We start from the raw sequence: 17,747 nt of genomic DNA on the forward strand, positions 1-17,747 counted from the left end.
GCCGCAGAGAAGATTCGATACGGTCGGGTGCGTGGGGCGGATGGCGGCGCAGGACGCGGCGATGTACTGGCTGTCGAGGCGGATGCGCACCGACCTGTTCCTCGTGTACTGCTTCGCCGACAACGGCCGCCCGACCGAGGAATTGCGCGCATTCGTCGCCGAACGCAGCGCGCGGATCGCCGATCTGTGTGTCCGGGTGCGTGACGTGCCCGGCGATCTGGACTATCCGTCCTGGGTGCCCTGCGATTTCGCCGCTGATCAGTTCGTCGAACACGTATTGCCGGAACCGGATTGGGCGCATCTGCACGCGGCGCTCGGTGACCTGGTTGGCACGGGGCTCGATGCCGCGGTGCGACCTTGGCGCCTGACCGTGTTTCGCGGCATCGTCGATGCGCCGGTGCCAGTAGCCGACGGATGGGTTGCGGCACAGGCGAGTTCACCGCGGCCGACACCTGTGCCCGAGCGTCCCGACGCGGAGCTCGCACTCGTCGTGGTTCTCCAGCTGTCGCATGCGCTGGCCGATGGACGTCGTGCCGCGGTGATCGCGCGGGCGTTGTTCGCCGCTGATGATCCTGCGATCGACGTCGGTTTCGGCACCTCCGCGATCGACCGAATTCCGTGTGTGCGCAGGCTGTCTGCGTTAGGGGATGCGGTACTCGCGGTGCCGTGGATCCCGATTCGATTGGCCAAGACCGCGGTTCGCCGCCGCCGGGCCATCCGGGCCAAGCAACGGCTCGCCGAACTCACCGCCGCCGGGCAACTTCCGCCTGCTGCCTCGGGCTTTCCGCCGATCCGGGTGAATGGTGGTGCGACAGTGGGAACGTCGGCTCATAAGGTGCGGATGATCGTGTGCGCCGCGACCTCCCTGCGCGCACCCGACCACACCGTCACCGTCGTCGCGTTGACCACCGTATCCCTCGCCCTCGGCCGCTACCTCGAACAATGCGGCGATCGGGTGGACCGGCTCGGCGCCCAGGTCTCCATTGCCCCACCGGATGCCGCAATGGTCAACGCGCGCAACAACTACCGCCACCTCAGCGTCGACCTGTGCGTCGACGAGCCCGACCTCCGTCGCCGCGCCGACACCATCGCAGCCGCGTTGGCCGATCGCAAACGCCGGGCCACGCACCCCTTGGTGGCAGCTCAGGATCGGGTCACCGCGGCCATGCCTGCTCCACTGCTGCACCGCGCTATCGCCAATTACCCCATCGACGCCGTCCCGGACGTCATCGCAGGCCACACCGCCGTCTCCAGCGTCGACCGCGGCCGCGCGGACCTCACCTTCGGCGGCGGTCAGGTCCGCTTCACCGGCGGCTTTCCCGCCATGGACGCCGCGACGCGCCTGACCCACGGCATCCACGGCCTCGGCGACACCGTCACGCTCTCCGTACACGCCGACACCGCGGTATTCCCTGATATCGACCGCTACGCCGACTTGCTCCGCGCCGCTGTGCACGAGGTCGCGCGGGCCTTGAAGTAGTGCCGGGGCAACGACCGGAACTCGCCCACCCGGATCACCGCATCCGGTGTCCGCACCTGGGGCCACCCTTCAGGCGGTGAGGCGGACCGGTAGCCGAGCGTGTCCGTTGGAGATGAAACTGCGCAGTGGCCGCATCGCACTCGGCTCGGCGGCCCAGCTCACTCTTCCCACGGCGCCGGGCGAGATCGCCGACAACCGGTCGAGCAGGTCGGCGCTGATCGCTTCGATCCGTGGCCCCATCGCCGTCGTCCTGCGATGAGTGAACGCGGGGGACACGAGCTTTCGCAGTCGCCGATGCTCGGGCCCATAGGCGGTGAACATATTGTCGACGGCGACCCATGAGCGCAGCGGCCACTCCGCGGCGATCTCCCCGTTCGCGAATGCCGTCCAGTGCCTGCGGGCGTCCTTCGACACCCGGGAGTCGGTCAGCAGGCGGCGCAGCACGGCGGTGTCGGTCACCGACCGCGCCGCGACACCGCCGGGCAGCACGACCCGGGTGATCGGCCCGTTCCGCCGGATCCGCGCCGACTCGGCCCGGATATCGGCGCCGCTGGTGTCCAGCACGATGGGTTCATGTCGCAGGTGATTGCTCAACGGGGACCACCGAGACCAAAGGACCTGGCGGACAACGTGCCTCGTGCTCCGGTGGCGTCGGCGACGCCCAGGCAGGTGCGGCCGCGGAAAATGCCGAGTTCATAATCCACGCGGTCGCCGTCGAAAGCGCGGACGAGCACACCGATCTCGTAGTCGCCGGGATAGGTGACTTCGCCGAGGTAGTCGATGCGATACGAGGACGGTGACAGGTCCGGCGCAGGCCCGTCCACGCCGAGGGCCGCCGCCGTGAACGCCGCGACCGCCTCGTCGTACCAGGTGGCCTGGGCGAGATAGTTGACATGCTGATTGGCATCGACATCGCCGATCCGGGCACGCAGCGGCACGAAGAACGGGTAGCGGTCCCGTTGCCTGCGCTCGGCACCTGAACGGGGCGCCGCCGTCTCGCTCGAATCCGGCATGGCCAAGTCGTTGAGGTCCGCGATCAACTCGCCCGGGAGCGCGAGCGGCCCCTCGGGACCGAGATGCAGCACCGTGGCACTGCCGCCGCCTACCCGCCTGCCGCCGGCGAACACCGCTTGTTCGTAGGTGAACGATGATCGCCCGATGCGCCGAATCCCGGTGTGCACCTGGACATCGGCGGCGGTGTGATCGACGCGGGCCAGCCGTTCGACACTCTGGCTCACGAAGATGATCTGGTGGGGCCCGAATTCGCCGTCCCCGGCGTGCCGTTCGAATCGGGGCATTCGCAACCGAATCCGAGCGTCCTCCAGCCAGCGGGCCATCCCGATCGTGCTCACGGTGCCGTCGCGGCCGAGATCACCGTGCCGCACTCGAATGTCGCATTGTGCCGGAAACGAGGCGGCGCTGACCGAATCCATGCTGATCGAATCCATGAAAACACCGTAGAAAATCGGCCACGGGGCACGCTTGAACGAGCGCGCCAGCCGGATGGAACATTTTCACCACATGCGCGGGCGTGACCGGGATCAGCCGCCTTTCCGTGCCGTTCGACTCGCCCTAACTCCGGGAGAACTATGTACGGCCAGGCGCCCATCGAGTACTTTCGCGCATCGGCTTGTGGAAGATGAGGAAATCGCACGGGGTGGCGAGCAGCGGCACGAGGTGCGGGTAGTCCTCCTCCAGCTCACCTTTACGCTCGAGGATGTACCCGAGCCGCAGATACCAGCCGCGCAAGAACTCCTTCACCGGATGCGCCCAGCCGCGGGGCACCAGCAGCTCCAGCTGCATCGTCCGCGCGCCCCGATCGGCACAGTGGCGCTCGGCGAAATCGACCATGGCACGGCCGATTCCGGTGCCGCGCAGCTCGGGCGCGCACACCAGCATCCCGAATTCGCCGATGCCGTCGTCCAATCGCTGAATGCGAACGGCACCAACGATTCGGCCATCCTCCTCGCGCCCCACCGCGACCTGACCTGCGGTGATCAACCCCGCCAGCTCGGATGTCGTTGTACGGCTTGCCTCGTCACGCCACAGGCCCTCCTCGGCCACCTCGTACACCCGATTCACCAGCTCGGTGATCTCCGCGACAAGCGCGGTATCGCCCGCCGCCTCCGCAGGCACCATCTCGATGGACACCATCGATACTCCTTCTCGCATTGTGCGTTTCGCGCGTCCGCTCCCACACCCATGATCACATCCATTGACTGATGTTCAGCGGCCGATACCGTCCAGGTCGGCCACGTCCCCTCGGAGCGGGAGAGCCCGGCGCCGACAATGTTCCCGCGTCACGCCCATTCCCGGCCGGCCGAGGCCGTGCGCGGGAAGATTCAGGAAAAGATCCCAGGCAGTGTGCCGTCATCTCCCTGTCGCCCAGGTGCACCGGTCCGGCACGGTAGAAGAACCTCGTCGTCATTCGAGAAGGAAGGAACGACATGTCGGCACCAGCAGAAGATTTCGATCTCGACGTCCGGGAGCTGCCACGGCCATCGGACGGATCGGAGGCCCGCACCCCGATCGATGCGGACACTCCGCAGGCGGTCAGGTCAAGCCCGTGCGCATATCCGCCAACAGATTTTCACTGACCGATACCACGGCTGGCGGCGCGTCCGATTCGGCTAGCTATCGTGTGGCGAGTGTGGGCACATCATCGACCGCTGCTGATCGACGCGCTGCTTGCCGCGACGCTGACGGCCTTGACGGTGGTCAGCATGCCGGTAGCGGATCGGATGAGTTGGCAGGCAGTGGCATTGGCGACGATGTCGACAGCGCCGATCGTGGCGCGCCGCGTCGCGCCGGTGGCATGCATGCTGATCATCAGCGGCGCGGTGGTGGCCTATCTCGTGCTGGGCTACGGTGGCGACTTCCCGCTCTACGGGATCGGCCTGCTGGTCGGGATGTTCAGCGTGGCACAGCGTCGGCCCACCCGGGTCGCGGCGAGCATCTGGGTGCTGGCGCTGGCCGCGGCGATTTTCGCGTACTTGCCCACGGCGGCGGGATTGAGCTGGCCGGATGTGGTGAACGCGGCGCTGCAGACGGTGGGTGCGTGGGCGTTGGGCGACGCGTCCCGAAGGTGGGCCGAGCGGGCCGACCGCCTCGCCGAGCGGGCCGCCGCCGAGGAGCGGGCGCGGATCGCCCGGGATCTGCACGATGTTGTCGCCCATCACATGTCGGTCATCTCCCTGCAAGCCGGTGTGGCCGAGTACGTGCTTGACTCCGATCCGCGGGCCGCACGGACGGCGCTCACCGCGATCGCTGATTCCGGTGGTCAGGCGCTGGGGGAGATGCGGCGGATGCTCGACGTGCTGCGGACCGACCGCGGCGACACCGCGGACTACCACCCGCAACCGGGCCTGGCTCAGCTGAGTGAACTGGCCGATCGCACCAGCGCGGCCGGTCTGCCGATCGAACTCATCCGCACCGGACGAGCCAGGCCGCTACCACCGGGTGTGGACCTGTGCGCCTACCGAATTACTCAGGAAGCGCTCACGAACGTCCTCAAACACGCCGGGCCCGCAACGGCCCGTATCCATCTCGACTATGGCGAACACGCGCTGACGGTGCGGGTGATCGACGACGGTCGTGCGAGCGGACAGCCGACGAATTCCACTGTGCCGCACGGTATTGCTGGCATGCGTGAGCGCGCCGAGCTGTACGGCGGTGTCCTGACCGCAGGCCCGCGCACCGGCGGTGGATTCGCGGTCGAGTTGCGGCTGCCGACAGACCGGATCCGAGGATGATCCGCGTACTCGTCGCGGATGACCAATCACTGATCCGGGCCGGTCTGGTCACCCTGTTCACCGCCGCGCCCGGGTTCGAGATCACCGGCGAAGCCGCCGACGGCCGCCAGGCCGTCGAACTCGCGACGCACACCGCCCCGGACGTGATCCTGATGGATATCCGAATGCCCATACTCGACGGGATCGCCGCCACCCGAGAGCTTTTGGCGGCACCGCACGGCAACCGACCGCAGGTGATCGTCTTCACCACTTTCGATCTCGACGAATACGTCTACGCCGCGCTCGCCGCCGGAGCTTCCGGATTTCTGCTGAAAAGCACTCCGGCGCAACGGATAATCACCGCCGTACAGGCCGTTGTCGCCGGTGACATGCTCCTCTCACCCACGGTCACGCGCAGACTGATCGAAGCTTATGCGCACCAGCACCGGACCAGGGCCATCGCCGGGCCACGGATGGCCGACCTCACTCCCCGCGAGACCGAGGTGTTGCGGCTGATCGGCAACGGCTTGACCAATGCGCAGATCGCGCAACATCTGGTGATGAGCGAAGCCACCGCCAAAACCCATGTCAAACGCATCATGGGCAAACTCGGCCTGTCCAGTCGTGCGCAAGCCGTCGTCGCGGCCTACGAGAGCGGCTTGATCACACCTTCCCTGCCAGTCGACCATCGGCACGCTTAAGCGGTCGGCGACTGCTGGAGGTACCACGCTGGGGGTACGGCGAATTCCGGGTGTTGCCGGATGGGCGCGGGCGGGACTTTTCTCTACCGTCGGAGTCAGATCGAAATGATCTTGGTCGGATGACGGAGAGAGAGGTAACAGCGTGGGTAGGGGTATATTTCGGGGGCGCGGCCGGTACCTCGTCATCGCCGCGGCGATGCTGGCCACGGCAGGCTGCGATGAGAGCGCGGCCGGTGACAGCACACCGGACCGGAGCGCGGAAGTGCCGATTTCGGCTCGAGTCTCCGGCGCACTGGCCGACCTGGCCCGCTCCGGAATGCCCGGCGCGCAGGTCGTGGTCAGCGGACCGGACGGGCAGCGCACGATCAACGCCGGGTCGGGCGACCTCGCCACCGGAACGCCCTACGCCGACGGGGCGCACTTTCGAATCGGCAGCGTCACCAAGACCTTCACCGCCACGGTCGTCATGCAGCTCGTCGGTGAGGGCTCCGTCGATCTCGGGGCCCCGATCGAGCGCTACCTGCCGGGATCGGTGCGCGGCAACGGCAACGACGGCGACCGGATCACGGTGCGCCAACTGCTCCAGCACACCAGCGGCCTCGCGGATTTCGCCCCCGAGGGCAACTCGGAGAAGCTGCCCCAGCAACTCGATCAGACGACGGACGGCAAGGCGTACCGCGACTACACACCGGCCGACCTGGTCCGCATCGCGACAAGCATGCCGCCGCAGTTCGCGCCCGGAACGCAATTCCGGTACACCAACACCAACTACACGCTGTTGGCCATGCTCATCGAACGCGTCACCGGACGTTCCTTCGCCGCCGAGGTCAGCAGCCGCATCTTCGAACCGCTCGCAATGCACGACAGCTACATCCCGTCGCGCGGTGACACCCGCCTGCGTGATCCGCACCCGCTCGGCTACCGGATGGTCGACGGTAAGTGGAGCGATGCCACCGATACCGAGGCGGCGTGGACGGGCGCTGCCGGTGCGATCATCTCCACCGGCGCCGACGTGAACCGGTTCCTCATCGCGCTGATTACCGGAAAGCTGCTTCCGGCAGCACAGCTCGCGCAAATGGAAGACACCATGCCGATGCCGCCCTTCACCGAGATGACGTATGGACTCGGGTTGGTCCGATTCCGGGTGCCGTGCGGGAACGAGGTGAAGGAAGCATGGGGGCACTCGGGCGGGATTCCCGGCTTCAGCACGATGGCGATCGCCACGCGCACGGGAACCGCGGCGACCATGAGCGTGAACACCGAGCAGACCAACGAGCAGTACGGCGCCGCGTTCACAACCGTCTTCTGCGCAGTCGCCTGACCAGGCAAATGTGACTGATCACCGACCATGCAAGCGGGCGCGGCCGCTGATAGTTTGCTGATTTGTAGCTGTGACGTGATCATCCGACCGTAGACTTCGACGATTACGGATTCTTCTCGACAGGCTGTTCAAGGCATTGAAAGGCTGGGTCATGGGAATCAAAGGCGCTCGAGTTGTCGCGATCGTGGCAGTGGTCGTACCGACCGTCCTGATCGCCGGGGCCGGTACGGCGGCGGCGGATGAGGGCAGGGCGTGGGGATCGGTTGTCGGTGGACGTGAGCGAATACGGTTCTATGTCAACGCATCCGCGCGCTGCAATACCGAAACGGTGGTGAGTATCAACGGCCAGGTCGTGCTGACCGACTCCATCCACCAGCGGTTCGGCCGAGGTCAGATCCTCCCGGCGCCCGTAGGCACCCCCTGGGTGAAGGTCGTCGCCCGCTGCGGTCCCGGCTCCTGGAACGAGGACACCCTCGATGTCGCCGTCTTCGACGGACCGGTCGTGGTGAGCCCGGCGGATCCGACGCTCGACGCCCTCGACGACTTCTTGTCCGCGACGGGAAGCAGCCAACAGCGCACCGATCCGACTACGCGCTGAGCGATGCCGATTCGCGGGGCTCGATGCCGCAGTTCTCGGTCGACGACAAAGGAGTTGATCGGCATGAATATTCCCAAGGGCAGGTTGACCATTGCGATAGTTGCCGCGGCCGCTACCACCATGTCGGTCGCGGCGTCCGACGCCGACGCCGGACATATGCTGGTGTACAACACGGGTTCCGGAGGCCCGGCCGTCGCGTGCACCTATGAGGTGCTGGGCGGCGACTATCCGCCGAGCCCCCCACCGCAGTTTTTCGCCGACGACGCTCCGCTCGGCCCCGCCTTCATCCACAACGGCTACACCTGGGCCGCATGGTGGACGCCCCCGAGCCTGGGCTGGCACACCCTCTCCGTCACCCAGTCCCGCCCGGGCGAGCCCGACCTGCACGACTCGATCCCGGTCCACGTCCAGCGCTTCGGCATACCCGGCTCCGGAAGTTCCTGCTACGGCGGCGGCTAACCGATCGCGCGGTCGCGTTCGCGGCCTGCCCGACCGTGGTAGGTGCTTATCGGTTCTTGGCGAGATCTGCCCGGGCGGCGAGGCTGAATTTTGCCTCCAAGTCGAGGATTTGGGTGACCACCGCACGGTCGAGTGGCTGTCTGGCGCCCACCGAGATGTACAGGGTGTTCGTCGCCCTCGAAATCTCGTCGACAATCGCACGGACTTCGTCGGCTCCGGTCAGGTTGCCGATCCATGTCCCATTACGCCACCCACTTCGTTGAGTAGAACCGAGACCGCAGAACGCCGAGAGGTTACCGCAGGGCATCGGAACAGCCGTTTCGGCGCTGTCTGCGAAATCTGTTGTGGCGGTTGCCAGGCATTGCCTGATTCGAACCAGCAGGATCCTCGAGTGTCGCGGAACTGACGGGTCATCTGCGCGGCTGTCCGTTGAGTGCTCGCCAAGGGGGCAGTCGTTTATTGGTCGAGCAGCCGGTCGTTCGGGGCGAACAGTTCGAAATGTACTCGGGCGGTGGGTATCCCGATGGCGTGCAGCTGGCTGCGTACAGCGGCCGACGAGAACCTGCGCATGATCTTCTACCGCACCGTCTGCGGCGCGGCGCTGGCTCTGGGGCCGGATCAGGCGATCGAGGCGATCGATACCATCGTGCGGAACTTCCGGATGCCCGGTGCCGGCATGCGGCTGGCCGCCTTCCTCGAGGATCTGGAGCGGATTCGGATTCCCCGTTTCGAGGAGCAACGCGATCGGGCGCTGGTCCGGGAACGTTCACGTGCCTGAAGACCACTGGTGGCGCCTCCTGACCGAATGATGGCTGTGAGCTGGCCATTTGGTCGAAAAATTGGGATAGGCGAAAACTTTCGGAGTCGGCTAGGGTCGGATTCATCCCAGGGCCCCGGGGTTCGAAATATCGCTCGAACTCTTAGTGGAGGAACATTGTCTGACCATTCCGACGTCGTCGTCATCGGTGGCGGAATATTGGGATGCACGATGGCTTTGCACCTGATCGAAGCCGGGGCGGGAAGTGTCCGGCTGCTGGATCGGGACGGGCTCTTTCAGGGCACCAGTGCCGCCGGTGCCGGGTTTCTGGCGAGCTGGACGCCCTTCGCGGCGGAGCAAGCCGTGACCGAATACGGCCTGGACTACTACACCCGGTTGCAAGCCGAAGGCCACGATATCGACCTGCGCCGCAACGGAATCCTGTCGCTGGATGTCCGCGGGTCCGCATCGCAGGAGATCAGCGGCGGTGCTCGGGAGTACGGCGAGCAAGCCACGGCTGTGGCCGCCGCCGAAGTCGAGGCGCTGACCCATGGCCTGGTCACCGGCGGTGGAATACCCGGCGGCCGTTTCGAACCAGGCGGTGCGCAGATCTTCGCGCCGAAGGTGGGGGCAGCCCTTGCCGAGCGGCTGCACCGTCACCCGGGAGTGGTCGATTCGCGGCGGCCGGTTACCGCGCTGCGCACCCGCGGCGGTCGAATCGTCGGTGTCGACACCGCCACCGGGACCATTGATTGTGCTGCCGTCGTGGTGGCCGCGGGCGCCTGGAGCAACGAATTGCTCGCTCCCCTCGGCGTATTCCTGCCCAGCGCACCGCAGATCACCTCACGGATAATCACCGAGAACCTCGACCTGCCCAGCACCTTGCCCGCCTTGTTCCTCTCGGGTCTGATACCCGAGGATCCCGACGGCGGAACACTCCTCTGGGTACGTTGGCACGACGGTGGCTTGCTGTGGGGCGGCACTTACGACACCTACCCGCGCAACATGCTCCTGGACGCCCCGATGCCGGAGCGCCTCGACGAGATCCCCGACGACGGTGTGCGTGAACTCCTGCGCGTGGCCGCACGCGCCGCCACCGTCATGCCGGTCCTGGCTCGGCAATCGAGCATCACGGTCGAACACGGCGCACCCTGCTACACCCCTGACTGGCGCGCACTGGTCGGGCCGGTCGCCGCGGTCGAGGGCCTGTTCGCCCTGACGGGAGACAACGAAGCCGGGTTCACCCACGGCCCCGGCTACGCCAAGGTGCTGACCGACCTACTTCTGCACGGTGCCAGCGACCTGACGCCCGCGGACGAATGGAGCCCCAACCGCTTCGGTGATCGATACACCACCGAAACCGCCGTCATCGAGGCCTTTCTCGACTACCAGAAATCATTCTTTGCCGGCTCGAGCTAACCACCGAACGTGTGCCGGGTCAGTGTTCGCTCGTCGGCGTCGTAGTCGAAGAGCTCGCCGTAGCGTCCCCAGTCGATCGCGGTGCGCAATTGCCGCCGCGCCTCGTCCTCGGTGAAACCGCGGCGCAGCACGTCGAGGAAGAAGCCGTCGCGCAGTTGCTGTTTCGGGGAACCGGCCAGCGCTCGATCGATCGCCGCGACCAGTGGTGCGCTCGAGCACGCCGCGCGGGCGAAGATCTCCTTGGCCTTGTCGATATCGGCGTCGACGAAGGCGTGGCCCTCCGGGGTCAGTGCGATGTCGCCGCCATGCACGGACGCCAGGTTCAGCATGGCGGCGGCGTCGACGAGCGGCAGCAGATCGTCGACCTCGAATCGCAGTTCGGTGGCCAGGTGCGCCAGATCGGCGCTGCCGCCATGGACCGCGAGGAGTTCGAGCATGCCCGCGATGCCGTCCACGCTCGCCCGCGGCAGCGGTTCGGTGGTCGGGCCGGTCACGGTTGGGGTGCTCGGCGCGTCGGTGAGCAGCCGGTATGCCTTGTCCACCAGCTGTTGCACCTGGCGGCCGCGCGGGTCGCGCGGGCGCTCGATGTCGACGAGGATCTCGCCCTTGATCCGGCCGGGGTTGGCATCGAGGACCAGGATCCGGTCGGCGAGCTGCACAGCCTCCTCGATGTTGTGGGTCACCATGAGCACCGATTTGGTCGGGAAGCCGGGGAGATCCCACAGCCGGATCAGTTCGCCGCGCAGATTGTCGGCGGTGAGTACGTCCAGCGCCGAGAACGGTTCGTCCATCAGCAGCACCTCCGGTTGCACCACGAGGGCGCGGGCGAAGCCGACGCGCTGGCGCATACCGCCGGAAAGCTCCTTCGGATAGGCGTTTTCGAATCCGTCGAGTCCGATCATGTCGATGGCCCGCAGCGCGCGTTCGGCACGGGCCGCCGCCGCGACGCCGTCGGCGCGCAGACCGAGTTCCACGTTCTGGCGGACGGTCAGCCATGGCAGCAGTGCGAAGCTCTGAAACACCATGGCGGTACCGGGATTCGGCTCGGCGACGACCGCGCCGCGGTAGTGCACGGTGCCCGCCGACGGCTCGACCAGACCGGCGATGACCCGCAGCAGGGTCGACTTGCCCGAGCCGGATTTGCCCAGCAGCGCGACGATTTCACCTTCGCGCAGTTCCAAGGAGACGTCGGCGAGCACGGGCAGCTGCTCGCCCGCCGGGTTGGTGAAGTTCTTGGTCACACGATCGACCGTGATGATCGGGGATGTCATCAGCGAATATCCTTTTCGCAGAGTTGATTACAGGAGGGCATAGCGGCGCTCGGCGTGCCGTTGCAGCCGCCGCCAGACGAGCCGGTTGATGGCCACCGTCACCACGCTCATCACCACCGTGCCGAGCAGCACCTTCGCGAAGACGCCGTCCGAGGTGGCAGTGGTGATGTACGCGCCGAGGCCATAGGCCTCCAGGTGGGTGCCGCCGGAGTCGACCACCTCGCCGACCAGCGTCGCGTTCCACGCGCCGCCGAACGCGGTGATCGCGCCGGTCACGTAGCCGGGCACGATGGCGGGCAGGATCAGTGTCCGCCAGCGCAGCCATCCGCGAATACCCAAGTCGCTCGCGGCTTCTCGCAGATCGGTCGGTATCTGCTCGGCCGCGGCGATCACGTTGAACAGGATGTACCACTGGGCGCCGAGCGCCATCAACACGACGCCGCCGACGTTGAGCGTGATCCCGGTGAAGGTCAGCGCCGCGATCACGAAGATGTACAGGAACTGGGCGGGGAAGCTCGCCATCACCTGGACGACGGGTTGGGCGAACCGGCAGATCCGCGGATTCATCCCGATCCACACGCCGACCGGCACCCACACGATCGTCGATACGATCAGCAGCACGATCACCCGGCTCAGGCTGACCAGCCCCATCAGCGTCGCCGGCCCGAACTCGGCGAAGCCGACGGTGCGGTCGAAATACGTTGCCAGCGTCCAGATCAGCCAGCCGAGCGCGGCAAACAACGTCGCGAAGAACACCACGTCGCCGAGCGTGGCGCTGCGCTCCCGGTAGGCGTCGCGGGTGCTGCGGCCGAGAATCCGCATGGCGCGGTCGATTCGGTCGGCGACCGGCCGCAGGAGGCCGGCGGCCCTGGCAGGCACCGTGCTGCGCCGTAGTAGGTCGAGCACGAGACTGCGTGGTGCGACCGCACTTTCGCATTGCTCCACCCGGAATCGCTGCGACCACGCGGTCAGTGGCCGCCAGAACAGCACATTGACCGCCACGATGGTCGCGATCATCACCAGCGCGCCCAGCAGCAGCCTGCCGACCTGCGCGTCGGCGGTGGCGGCCGCGATGAAGCTGCCCATCCCCGGTAGCGCGTGCTCGCCACCCGCGATCGTGATGACCTCGGAGGAGGCGAGCATGAACCAGGCGCCGCCGAAGCTCATCATCCCGTTCCAGATCATCGGCACCATCGCGGTCGGCACCTCGAGCTGCCAGAACCGCTGCCAGCGGGTGAGCCGCATCAGCCGGGCCGCCTCGTCGAACTCGCGCGGCATATTGCGCAGGGACTGGTAGTACGCGAACGTCATATTCCACGCCTGCGCGGTGAAGATGGCGAAGATACACGCGGCCTCGGCGCCCAGATACGAACCAGGGAAGAGGCCGACGAACAGTGCCACCGTGATCGATACCAGGGCGAGCACCGGCACCGACTGTAAGACGTCGACCATCGGCACCAGCACCTTCTCCGCGCGCCGTGAACGGGCGGCCCACTGGCCGACGACGAAGGTGAAGGCGATGGAGGCGGCGAGCCCGAGGAACATGCGCAGCGTGGTGCGGGCCGCGTAGTAGGGCAGATTCGCGGGGTCGGTGGATATCGCCTCGCCGCCGGAATCCGGCGTCCACGGCACCGCCATATCGTGGAAGAGCTTCAGTACCAGTGCGATCAGCGGCACCGCGGCACCGATCAACAGGTAATCCGCTGGGCGCAGCCGTCTTTCGGCACGATGAATCGCGAAGGTCATGGTGGCGACTACTTCTCGGTGGCCGGCGGGGCGGTCATGGTGTTGTAGAAGTGGATGGCGGCGGCGATCACCGCGGGCACCCCGATGATCAGGTTGAACACCAGCACGCCGAGTGCGGCGCCCGCGGTGCCGGTGGCGATGCAGCCGCCGATGGCGAGCGGGACCGAGAGCGCGCCGAAGGTGGTCACGGCGCCCGCGCCGCCACCGAAGAGGGCGCCGAGCAGGCAACCCACCGGCAGCCCGATGATGGCGCCCAGCAACGTGCCCGCCGCCAATGCGACGGTGAGTTCGTTGTTGGCGTTGCCCATCGCGGTGTTGAGCCGGTCCTCGAAGCTGTCGGCCGGTGCCGAAACATGCTGTGCGCGTTCGGGTCGCGGTGTCAGGGTGGCGGTGTTGCCGTCGATGGCCGCATCGATCGGATAGGCGGTGTTCTGGTAGGTGATCGTCAATGGGACGCCGCCGACGACGGTGCCGCGCGGGTCGACGATCTGCAGCTGGTGGTCGGTCACCCGCAGGGCGCCGCGGTCGGTGCGCAGTTGCAGCGCGTGCTCGACGGGCCGCAACTCGGTGCGGAGGTGCTGCGCGTCCTGTGGTTCCGCGGGCGCGGCGGCGGAACCGCCGATGACGGCCGCGACGGTGAGCGCGACGGCAGCGGTGATCGATCGAATTCTCATGGAATTACGTCTCCTCATCATGCTTTCCCGTAGTTCCGGGCAGCATTGATTACCGCCGGTGTGCGATCGGCACGGCGGTACGTCGAATAGTGATGTGTCAGTTTCGCGGCGCGTCAGAACTCGCCGGGAATGATTGCGTGAACGACTACTCGGACTCCGGTATTCGCCCACGCGAAAACGCCACGCGCCGAAGGTAGCTCAGGCGGCGACCGTGCGGTGCGAGGTGAATTCGATGGCGTCTATCGGCCGGTCCGGCGGTGCGGAGGCCGGTCCGGGGAGCCCGGACTGTCATGGGGATCCATCTAGCTGCCCCGACCTCCTCACACTGTGCGAACGCGAATGCCGACCGTGCACACGGGGCGACCCGGCCCACGCGGGGAACCGGAAAACACCCCTCTCGTCAGAGTTTTGGCACTGCACGACGTGTTCCGGAAATCGGAAAGCCACTTTGGATAACCCCTTGATCCGGAGATATCTGTCCTAACCTTGGGCGTCTCTCGACGTCGTCAGATCAGTGGCCTATGTTCGTGCAGGAGCCTCGCCTATCGAGGTGCGCTGCCCACGCTAGGGACCGTGTCCGCAAAAGTCAACCCGCCGTCCCCGTTGCGATGTGAGACCGTCCATCTGTTCCGCGAAAGCCTTTGCCGCACAATCGTAATTCCGCGCAACCGAGACACGTTCGTCGATGCGCCGGTCGGTCACCGATCCAGGATGTGGGGCAGGCCTGCGCGGTAGCGGTCGCGGTCGAGCTGCTGGAGTGGTTCTAATGCGGGTGCTTCCCAGAGGGGGTAGATCGGGACGCGGGGCGATGGATCGCCCGCGGCGTCGAGGACGGCGTTCGCCGCGCGCCGGCCTGATTCGTTCGCCCCCTCCATGGTCGCCAGGTCGATGTTCGTCCGCACGTGATCGCCGCCGAGGAAGAGATTGGGAATCTCGGTGGCTGCGTCCGGGCGGTGTCGGTAGGAACCCGCGTGGTTGACCAGCAGGGGAGTCGCGTTGCCGATGCCGTCGCTGGTCCAGGTGATGCCGGGATCCAGATGCCAACGGAGCAGATCCGCATCGCGAATGATCTGGGCGCCACCGCGATTCAAGCCTCGCCTCAGCTGCTCCCATACCTCCTTCGCGATCTCCTCTCGGCTGCATTCCTTGGCTGTTCTGCCGAACAGGATGCCGGGCGCGTCCCATGCGGAGATGTCGACCGAAAGGCATTCCCGCACTGAGCCGTCGCCGTAGCGCGCCGCGAAATCGACTTGCCAAGAAGAGGATTGGAAGATCGCGGTGAGTGCCCACGGTGATCCGAGGATCGCGATGTGCCCGGACGGCAACTCCGGTTCTCGCCCGAGGAAGAACTGCATCCCTGCCATCCAGTCGTCGTCGAGGTGCCGGATGCCTTCGAGGCTGGGCGCGGCGTCGAGGAGCGCCGCGTCGAGCAGGAGTTTCAGCCGATCGAGGGGAATCGCCACGACGTACCAGTCGGCGGTCACCTCGCTGGTCGCGTCCCCTGCGGCGGTCATCGATGCCGAGGCGATGAGCCCATCGCGCACGTGCAGCGCACGCAGCCCACAGCCCATGACGAACGAGACGCCGCGGCTGCGAAGATAGGTCACCCAGGGATCTATCCAGGCTTCGTTCGTCGGTAGGTTCAGCACGCGGTCTGCGCCACCGGTGATCGGGTTTCCGGAATACTGCGGGATGAGCCCGGTGGACGCGGTCAGCAATGCCACCCCGATCTGTCCGACGGTTCGTGCCGACACTGTGTCGGCTTTGGCGGCGATGGTGGTCCTGGTGGCGGCGTGACTGAGGAGTCGGTAGCGCTCCGATTTCCCCTCGGCCCCGACGAACTCCATCCAGGACTGGTTCTCCCATTGGCCGAGACGGCGTTCTCGGCAGCTGGTAGCCATGACCGCGATGCGCGAGGCGAAGTAGGTGACCTCGGCGGTGGGGATGTCGCGCATACCGTGAAAAACCGTGGCCACGGCATTCTGGAAATTCTGCGCCGTTGCGAGCATGTCGGGATGCTCCACCAGGTTCTGGATGCCGCCGGGAAGTAAGACCGGCGCGTAGTCGGGACTGTCGAATGCCACCATCAGGCTGTCGATCGCGACCAGATGCGAATCCTTCACATTCCCGCGGTCGGCCAACGGAATTCGCGCCATCGTGTCCGGAACGTGTTGGTAGCACCCGGGAAAGAAACGAAACCCGTGCTCGCCGGGAAGATCCAGTCGTCCGCCGGACCCCGTGCCGGGTACCGGCAAACTCCGAGCCTTCCCGCCGAGGAAAGCGGGTTCGTAGACGGTAACCCGGTAGCCGCGCTCGATCAGTTCGTGAGCCGCCGCGAGCCCCGCCATGCCGCCGCCGAATACGGCGACATCCCGGCCGCCGCCGCGGCGCGGCACCGCCTGCGCGGGCGCTCCGAGAACAGCGGCGCCGAGCCCGGTGACCGCGGCAACAGAGATCCCGAGCGCACTCCGTCGCGACAGCATCAGGTTGTCGAATATTCCGAGTTCGATGTCATCGAGCCGCTCTGCTCCCGTCCTGTCGCTGCCACCCGAAACGAGCGCTGAGGAACGTGCCGCGAACCGCGATCACTCTACGTGGTCATGGTCCCGCCGCGCTCCCGGCCGCGCTCCCGGGCACGGCCGACCCGATGACCGCCGACATCGAACCAGCAGGACCTGGACCACGGATTACCTACCTGGCACGACTACATCGACCAGCGCAGCACCCCGCAGCAGCTCCCCACCGAGCAATTACGCCTGCTCTGACCGCACCTCAGCGGCCCGCAGCCGCCTCCGGACCGGCTATGCCCCACAAGCCCATCGAGGGACTTGCCGCGACGCCGTCGAGCATGGTGAATTGGCGGAGACCGAACGCGTCCATCAGTGTGCTGGGGGTAGGCGATGCGTGAACGAATCGTTGAGCAGGTAGCCGATCTTCTTATTTCGCGGCGGCCGCCGCATCCGCTGCGGGTAGCGGTCGACGGGATCACCGCCGCGGGAAAGACGACATGGGCACGAGAACTGGTCGATGCGGTCCGTGCCCGCGGTCGCCATGGTGTCCATCTGAGTATGGATGGATACCACCATCGCCGTGCCCACCGATACCGGCAAGGACGCGGGTCCGCGGTCGGCTACTACGAGGACGCTTACGATTTCGACTCTTTCGCCCGCCATGTCCTGGTTCCACTGGGGCCGGGCGGAGACCGCTGCTACCGGACACAGGTGATGGACCTGGCTAGCGACCTACCGGTGGACGATGACTACGAGCGAGCGGAACGCGACGCCATCGTGGTCGTGGACGGTAGCTTTCTGCAACGCGATATTCGTGGTCTGTGGGATGTTGTCGTCTTCGTGGACACCAGCTTCGAACTCGCCCGCGATCGCGGATCGCGCCGGGACGCAGAGCTTCTCGGCGGGATCGACAAAGCCGCCGCGGCCTTCGATACCCGATATCACGCAGCGAGCCGGATGTATCTCGACCAGGTTCGACCGGCCGAGGCGGCGGACATCGTGATCGGCAACGACGATCCGGCCCTGCCGGTACTGCGTATCCGGCGCCGAGGCCGCGACTGAACGCAGGACTCGGCACCG

General features: G+C 66.6%; 16 protein-coding genes, 1 pseudogene and 1 riboswitch. Of the genes and pseudogenes, 9 read left to right on the forward strand and 8 right to left on the reverse strand.

Going from position 1 to position 17,747, the window contains the following annotated elements:
• Positions 1–40: 40 nt before the first annotated feature.
• Entirely contained in the window at positions 41–1,480 is a 1,440-nt protein-coding gene (locus ACIG5A_RS04935; protein ID WP_397238812.1) for a WS/DGAT domain-containing protein, read from the forward strand.
• 69 nt (positions 1,481–1,549) lie between these two features.
• Here ACIG5A_RS04935 and ACIG5A_RS04940 read toward each other — a convergent pair whose 3' ends face one another.
• From ACIG5A_RS04940 to ACIG5A_RS04950, 3 genes are all read right to left on the reverse strand, one after another.
• Complete coding sequence (locus ACIG5A_RS04940) at positions 1,550–2,044, reverse strand: hypothetical protein (RefSeq protein ID WP_397237809.1); 495 nt, start codon at positions 2,042–2,044, stop codon at positions 1,550–1,552.
• Positions 2,045–2,070: 26 nt separating this feature from the next.
• A complete protein-coding gene (locus tag ACIG5A_RS04945) occupies positions 2,071–2,928 on the reverse strand; it encodes a hypothetical protein (RefSeq protein WP_397237811.1) in 858 nt (285 codons plus the stop codon).
• 139 nt (positions 2,929–3,067) lie between these two features.
• Complete coding sequence (locus tag ACIG5A_RS04950) at positions 3,068–3,634, reverse strand: GNAT family N-acetyltransferase (RefSeq protein WP_397237813.1); 567 nt, start codon at positions 3,632–3,634, stop codon at positions 3,068–3,070.
• A gap of 494 nt (positions 3,635–4,128) precedes the next feature.
• On the opposite strand from ACIG5A_RS04950, the gene ACIG5A_RS04955 reads away from it, so the two are divergent.
• The 7 genes and pseudogenes from ACIG5A_RS04955 to ACIG5A_RS04985 all read left to right on the forward strand — a co-directional run bounded on the left by ACIG5A_RS04955 (position 4,129) and on the right by ACIG5A_RS04985 (position 10,466).
• Entirely contained in the window at positions 4,129–5,232 is a 1,104-nt protein-coding gene (locus ACIG5A_RS04955) for a sensor histidine kinase (RefSeq protein ID WP_397237815.1), read from the forward strand.
• Entirely contained in the window at positions 5,229–5,912 is a 684-nt protein-coding gene (locus ACIG5A_RS04960; protein ID WP_397237817.1) for a response regulator, read from the forward strand. The genes ACIG5A_RS04955 and ACIG5A_RS04960 overlap by 4 nt, the downstream gene beginning before the upstream one ends.
• Before the next feature lie 142 nt (positions 5,913–6,054).
• Positions 6,055–7,233 (forward strand): serine hydrolase domain-containing protein, encoded by a 1,179-nt coding sequence (locus ACIG5A_RS04965; protein ID WP_397237820.1) that lies wholly within the window; start codon positions 6,055–6,057, stop codon positions 7,231–7,233.
• Positions 7,234–7,384: 151 nt separating this feature from the next.
• Entirely contained in the window at positions 7,385–7,831 is a 447-nt protein-coding gene (locus tag ACIG5A_RS04970) for a hypothetical protein (RefSeq protein WP_397237822.1), read from the forward strand.
• Between the two features lie 63 nt (positions 7,832–7,894).
• On the forward strand, positions 7,895–8,290 hold the full coding sequence (locus ACIG5A_RS04975) for a hypothetical protein (RefSeq protein WP_397237824.1): 396 nt from the start codon (positions 7,895–7,897) through the stop codon (positions 8,288–8,290).
• Between the two features lie 541 nt (positions 8,291–8,831).
• Positions 8,832–9,068 (forward strand): annotated as a pseudogene (locus tag ACIG5A_RS04980) (acyl-ACP desaturase); the annotation flags it as partial.
• Positions 9,069–9,098: 30 nt separating this feature from the next.
• Complete coding sequence (locus ACIG5A_RS04985) at positions 9,099–10,466, forward strand: NAD(P)/FAD-dependent oxidoreductase (protein ID WP_397238814.1); 1,368 nt, start codon at positions 9,099–9,101, stop codon at positions 10,464–10,466.
• On the opposite strand, the gene ACIG5A_RS04990 is transcribed toward ACIG5A_RS04985, so the two are convergent.
• The 5 genes from ACIG5A_RS04990 to ACIG5A_RS05010 all read right to left on the reverse strand — a co-directional run bounded on the left by ACIG5A_RS04990 (position 10,463) and on the right by ACIG5A_RS05010 (position 17,219).
• Positions 10,463–11,737, reverse strand: coding sequence for a nitrate/sulfonate/bicarbonate ABC transporter ATP-binding protein (locus tag ACIG5A_RS04990; RefSeq protein WP_397237826.1), 1,275 nt, complete (start codon positions 11,735–11,737; stop codon positions 10,463–10,465). The two genes, ACIG5A_RS04985 and ACIG5A_RS04990, sit on opposite strands and share 4 nt — an antisense overlap.
• A gap of 27 nt (positions 11,738–11,764) precedes the next feature.
• A complete protein-coding gene (locus ACIG5A_RS04995; RefSeq protein ID WP_397237828.1) occupies positions 11,765–13,483 on the reverse strand; it encodes an ABC transporter permease in 1,719 nt (572 codons plus the stop codon).
• A gap of 8 nt (positions 13,484–13,491) precedes the next feature.
• The gene (locus ACIG5A_RS05000; protein ID WP_397237830.1) at positions 13,492–14,157 is read right to left on the reverse strand and encodes a hypothetical protein; all 666 of its coding nucleotides are present in this window, start codon (positions 14,155–14,157) and stop codon (positions 13,492–13,494) included.
• A 385-nt stretch (positions 14,158–14,542) separates the two neighbouring features.
• Positions 14,543–14,714: riboswitch (M-box (ykoK) riboswitch) on the reverse strand.
• Between the two features lie 141 nt (positions 14,715–14,855).
• Positions 14,856–16,640: an FAD-dependent oxidoreductase gene (locus ACIG5A_RS05005; protein ID WP_397237832.1), complete on the reverse strand. Its 1,785-nt coding sequence runs from the start codon at positions 16,638–16,640 to the stop codon at positions 14,856–14,858.
• Positions 16,641–17,036: 396 nt separating this feature from the next.
• Positions 17,037–17,219 carry a hypothetical protein gene (locus ACIG5A_RS05010; protein WP_397238851.1) on the reverse strand — a complete coding sequence of 61 codons (183 nt, stop codon included), beginning with the start codon at positions 17,217–17,219 and terminating at the stop codon, positions 17,037–17,039.
• On the opposite strand from ACIG5A_RS05010, the gene ACIG5A_RS05015 reads away from it, so the two are divergent.
• Positions 17,178–17,729, forward strand: a complete 552-nt coding sequence (locus ACIG5A_RS05015; RefSeq protein ID WP_397238816.1) for a hypothetical protein — start codon at positions 17,178–17,180, stop codon at positions 17,727–17,729. The genes ACIG5A_RS05010 and ACIG5A_RS05015 overlap by 42 nt on opposite strands.
• The last annotated feature ends 18 nt before the right edge of the window (positions 17,730–17,747 follow it).

It is taken from the genome of Nocardia sp. NPDC052566 (assembly GCF_044547285.1).
GTDB lineage: Bacteria > Actinomycetota > Actinomycetes > Mycobacteriales > Mycobacteriaceae > Nocardia.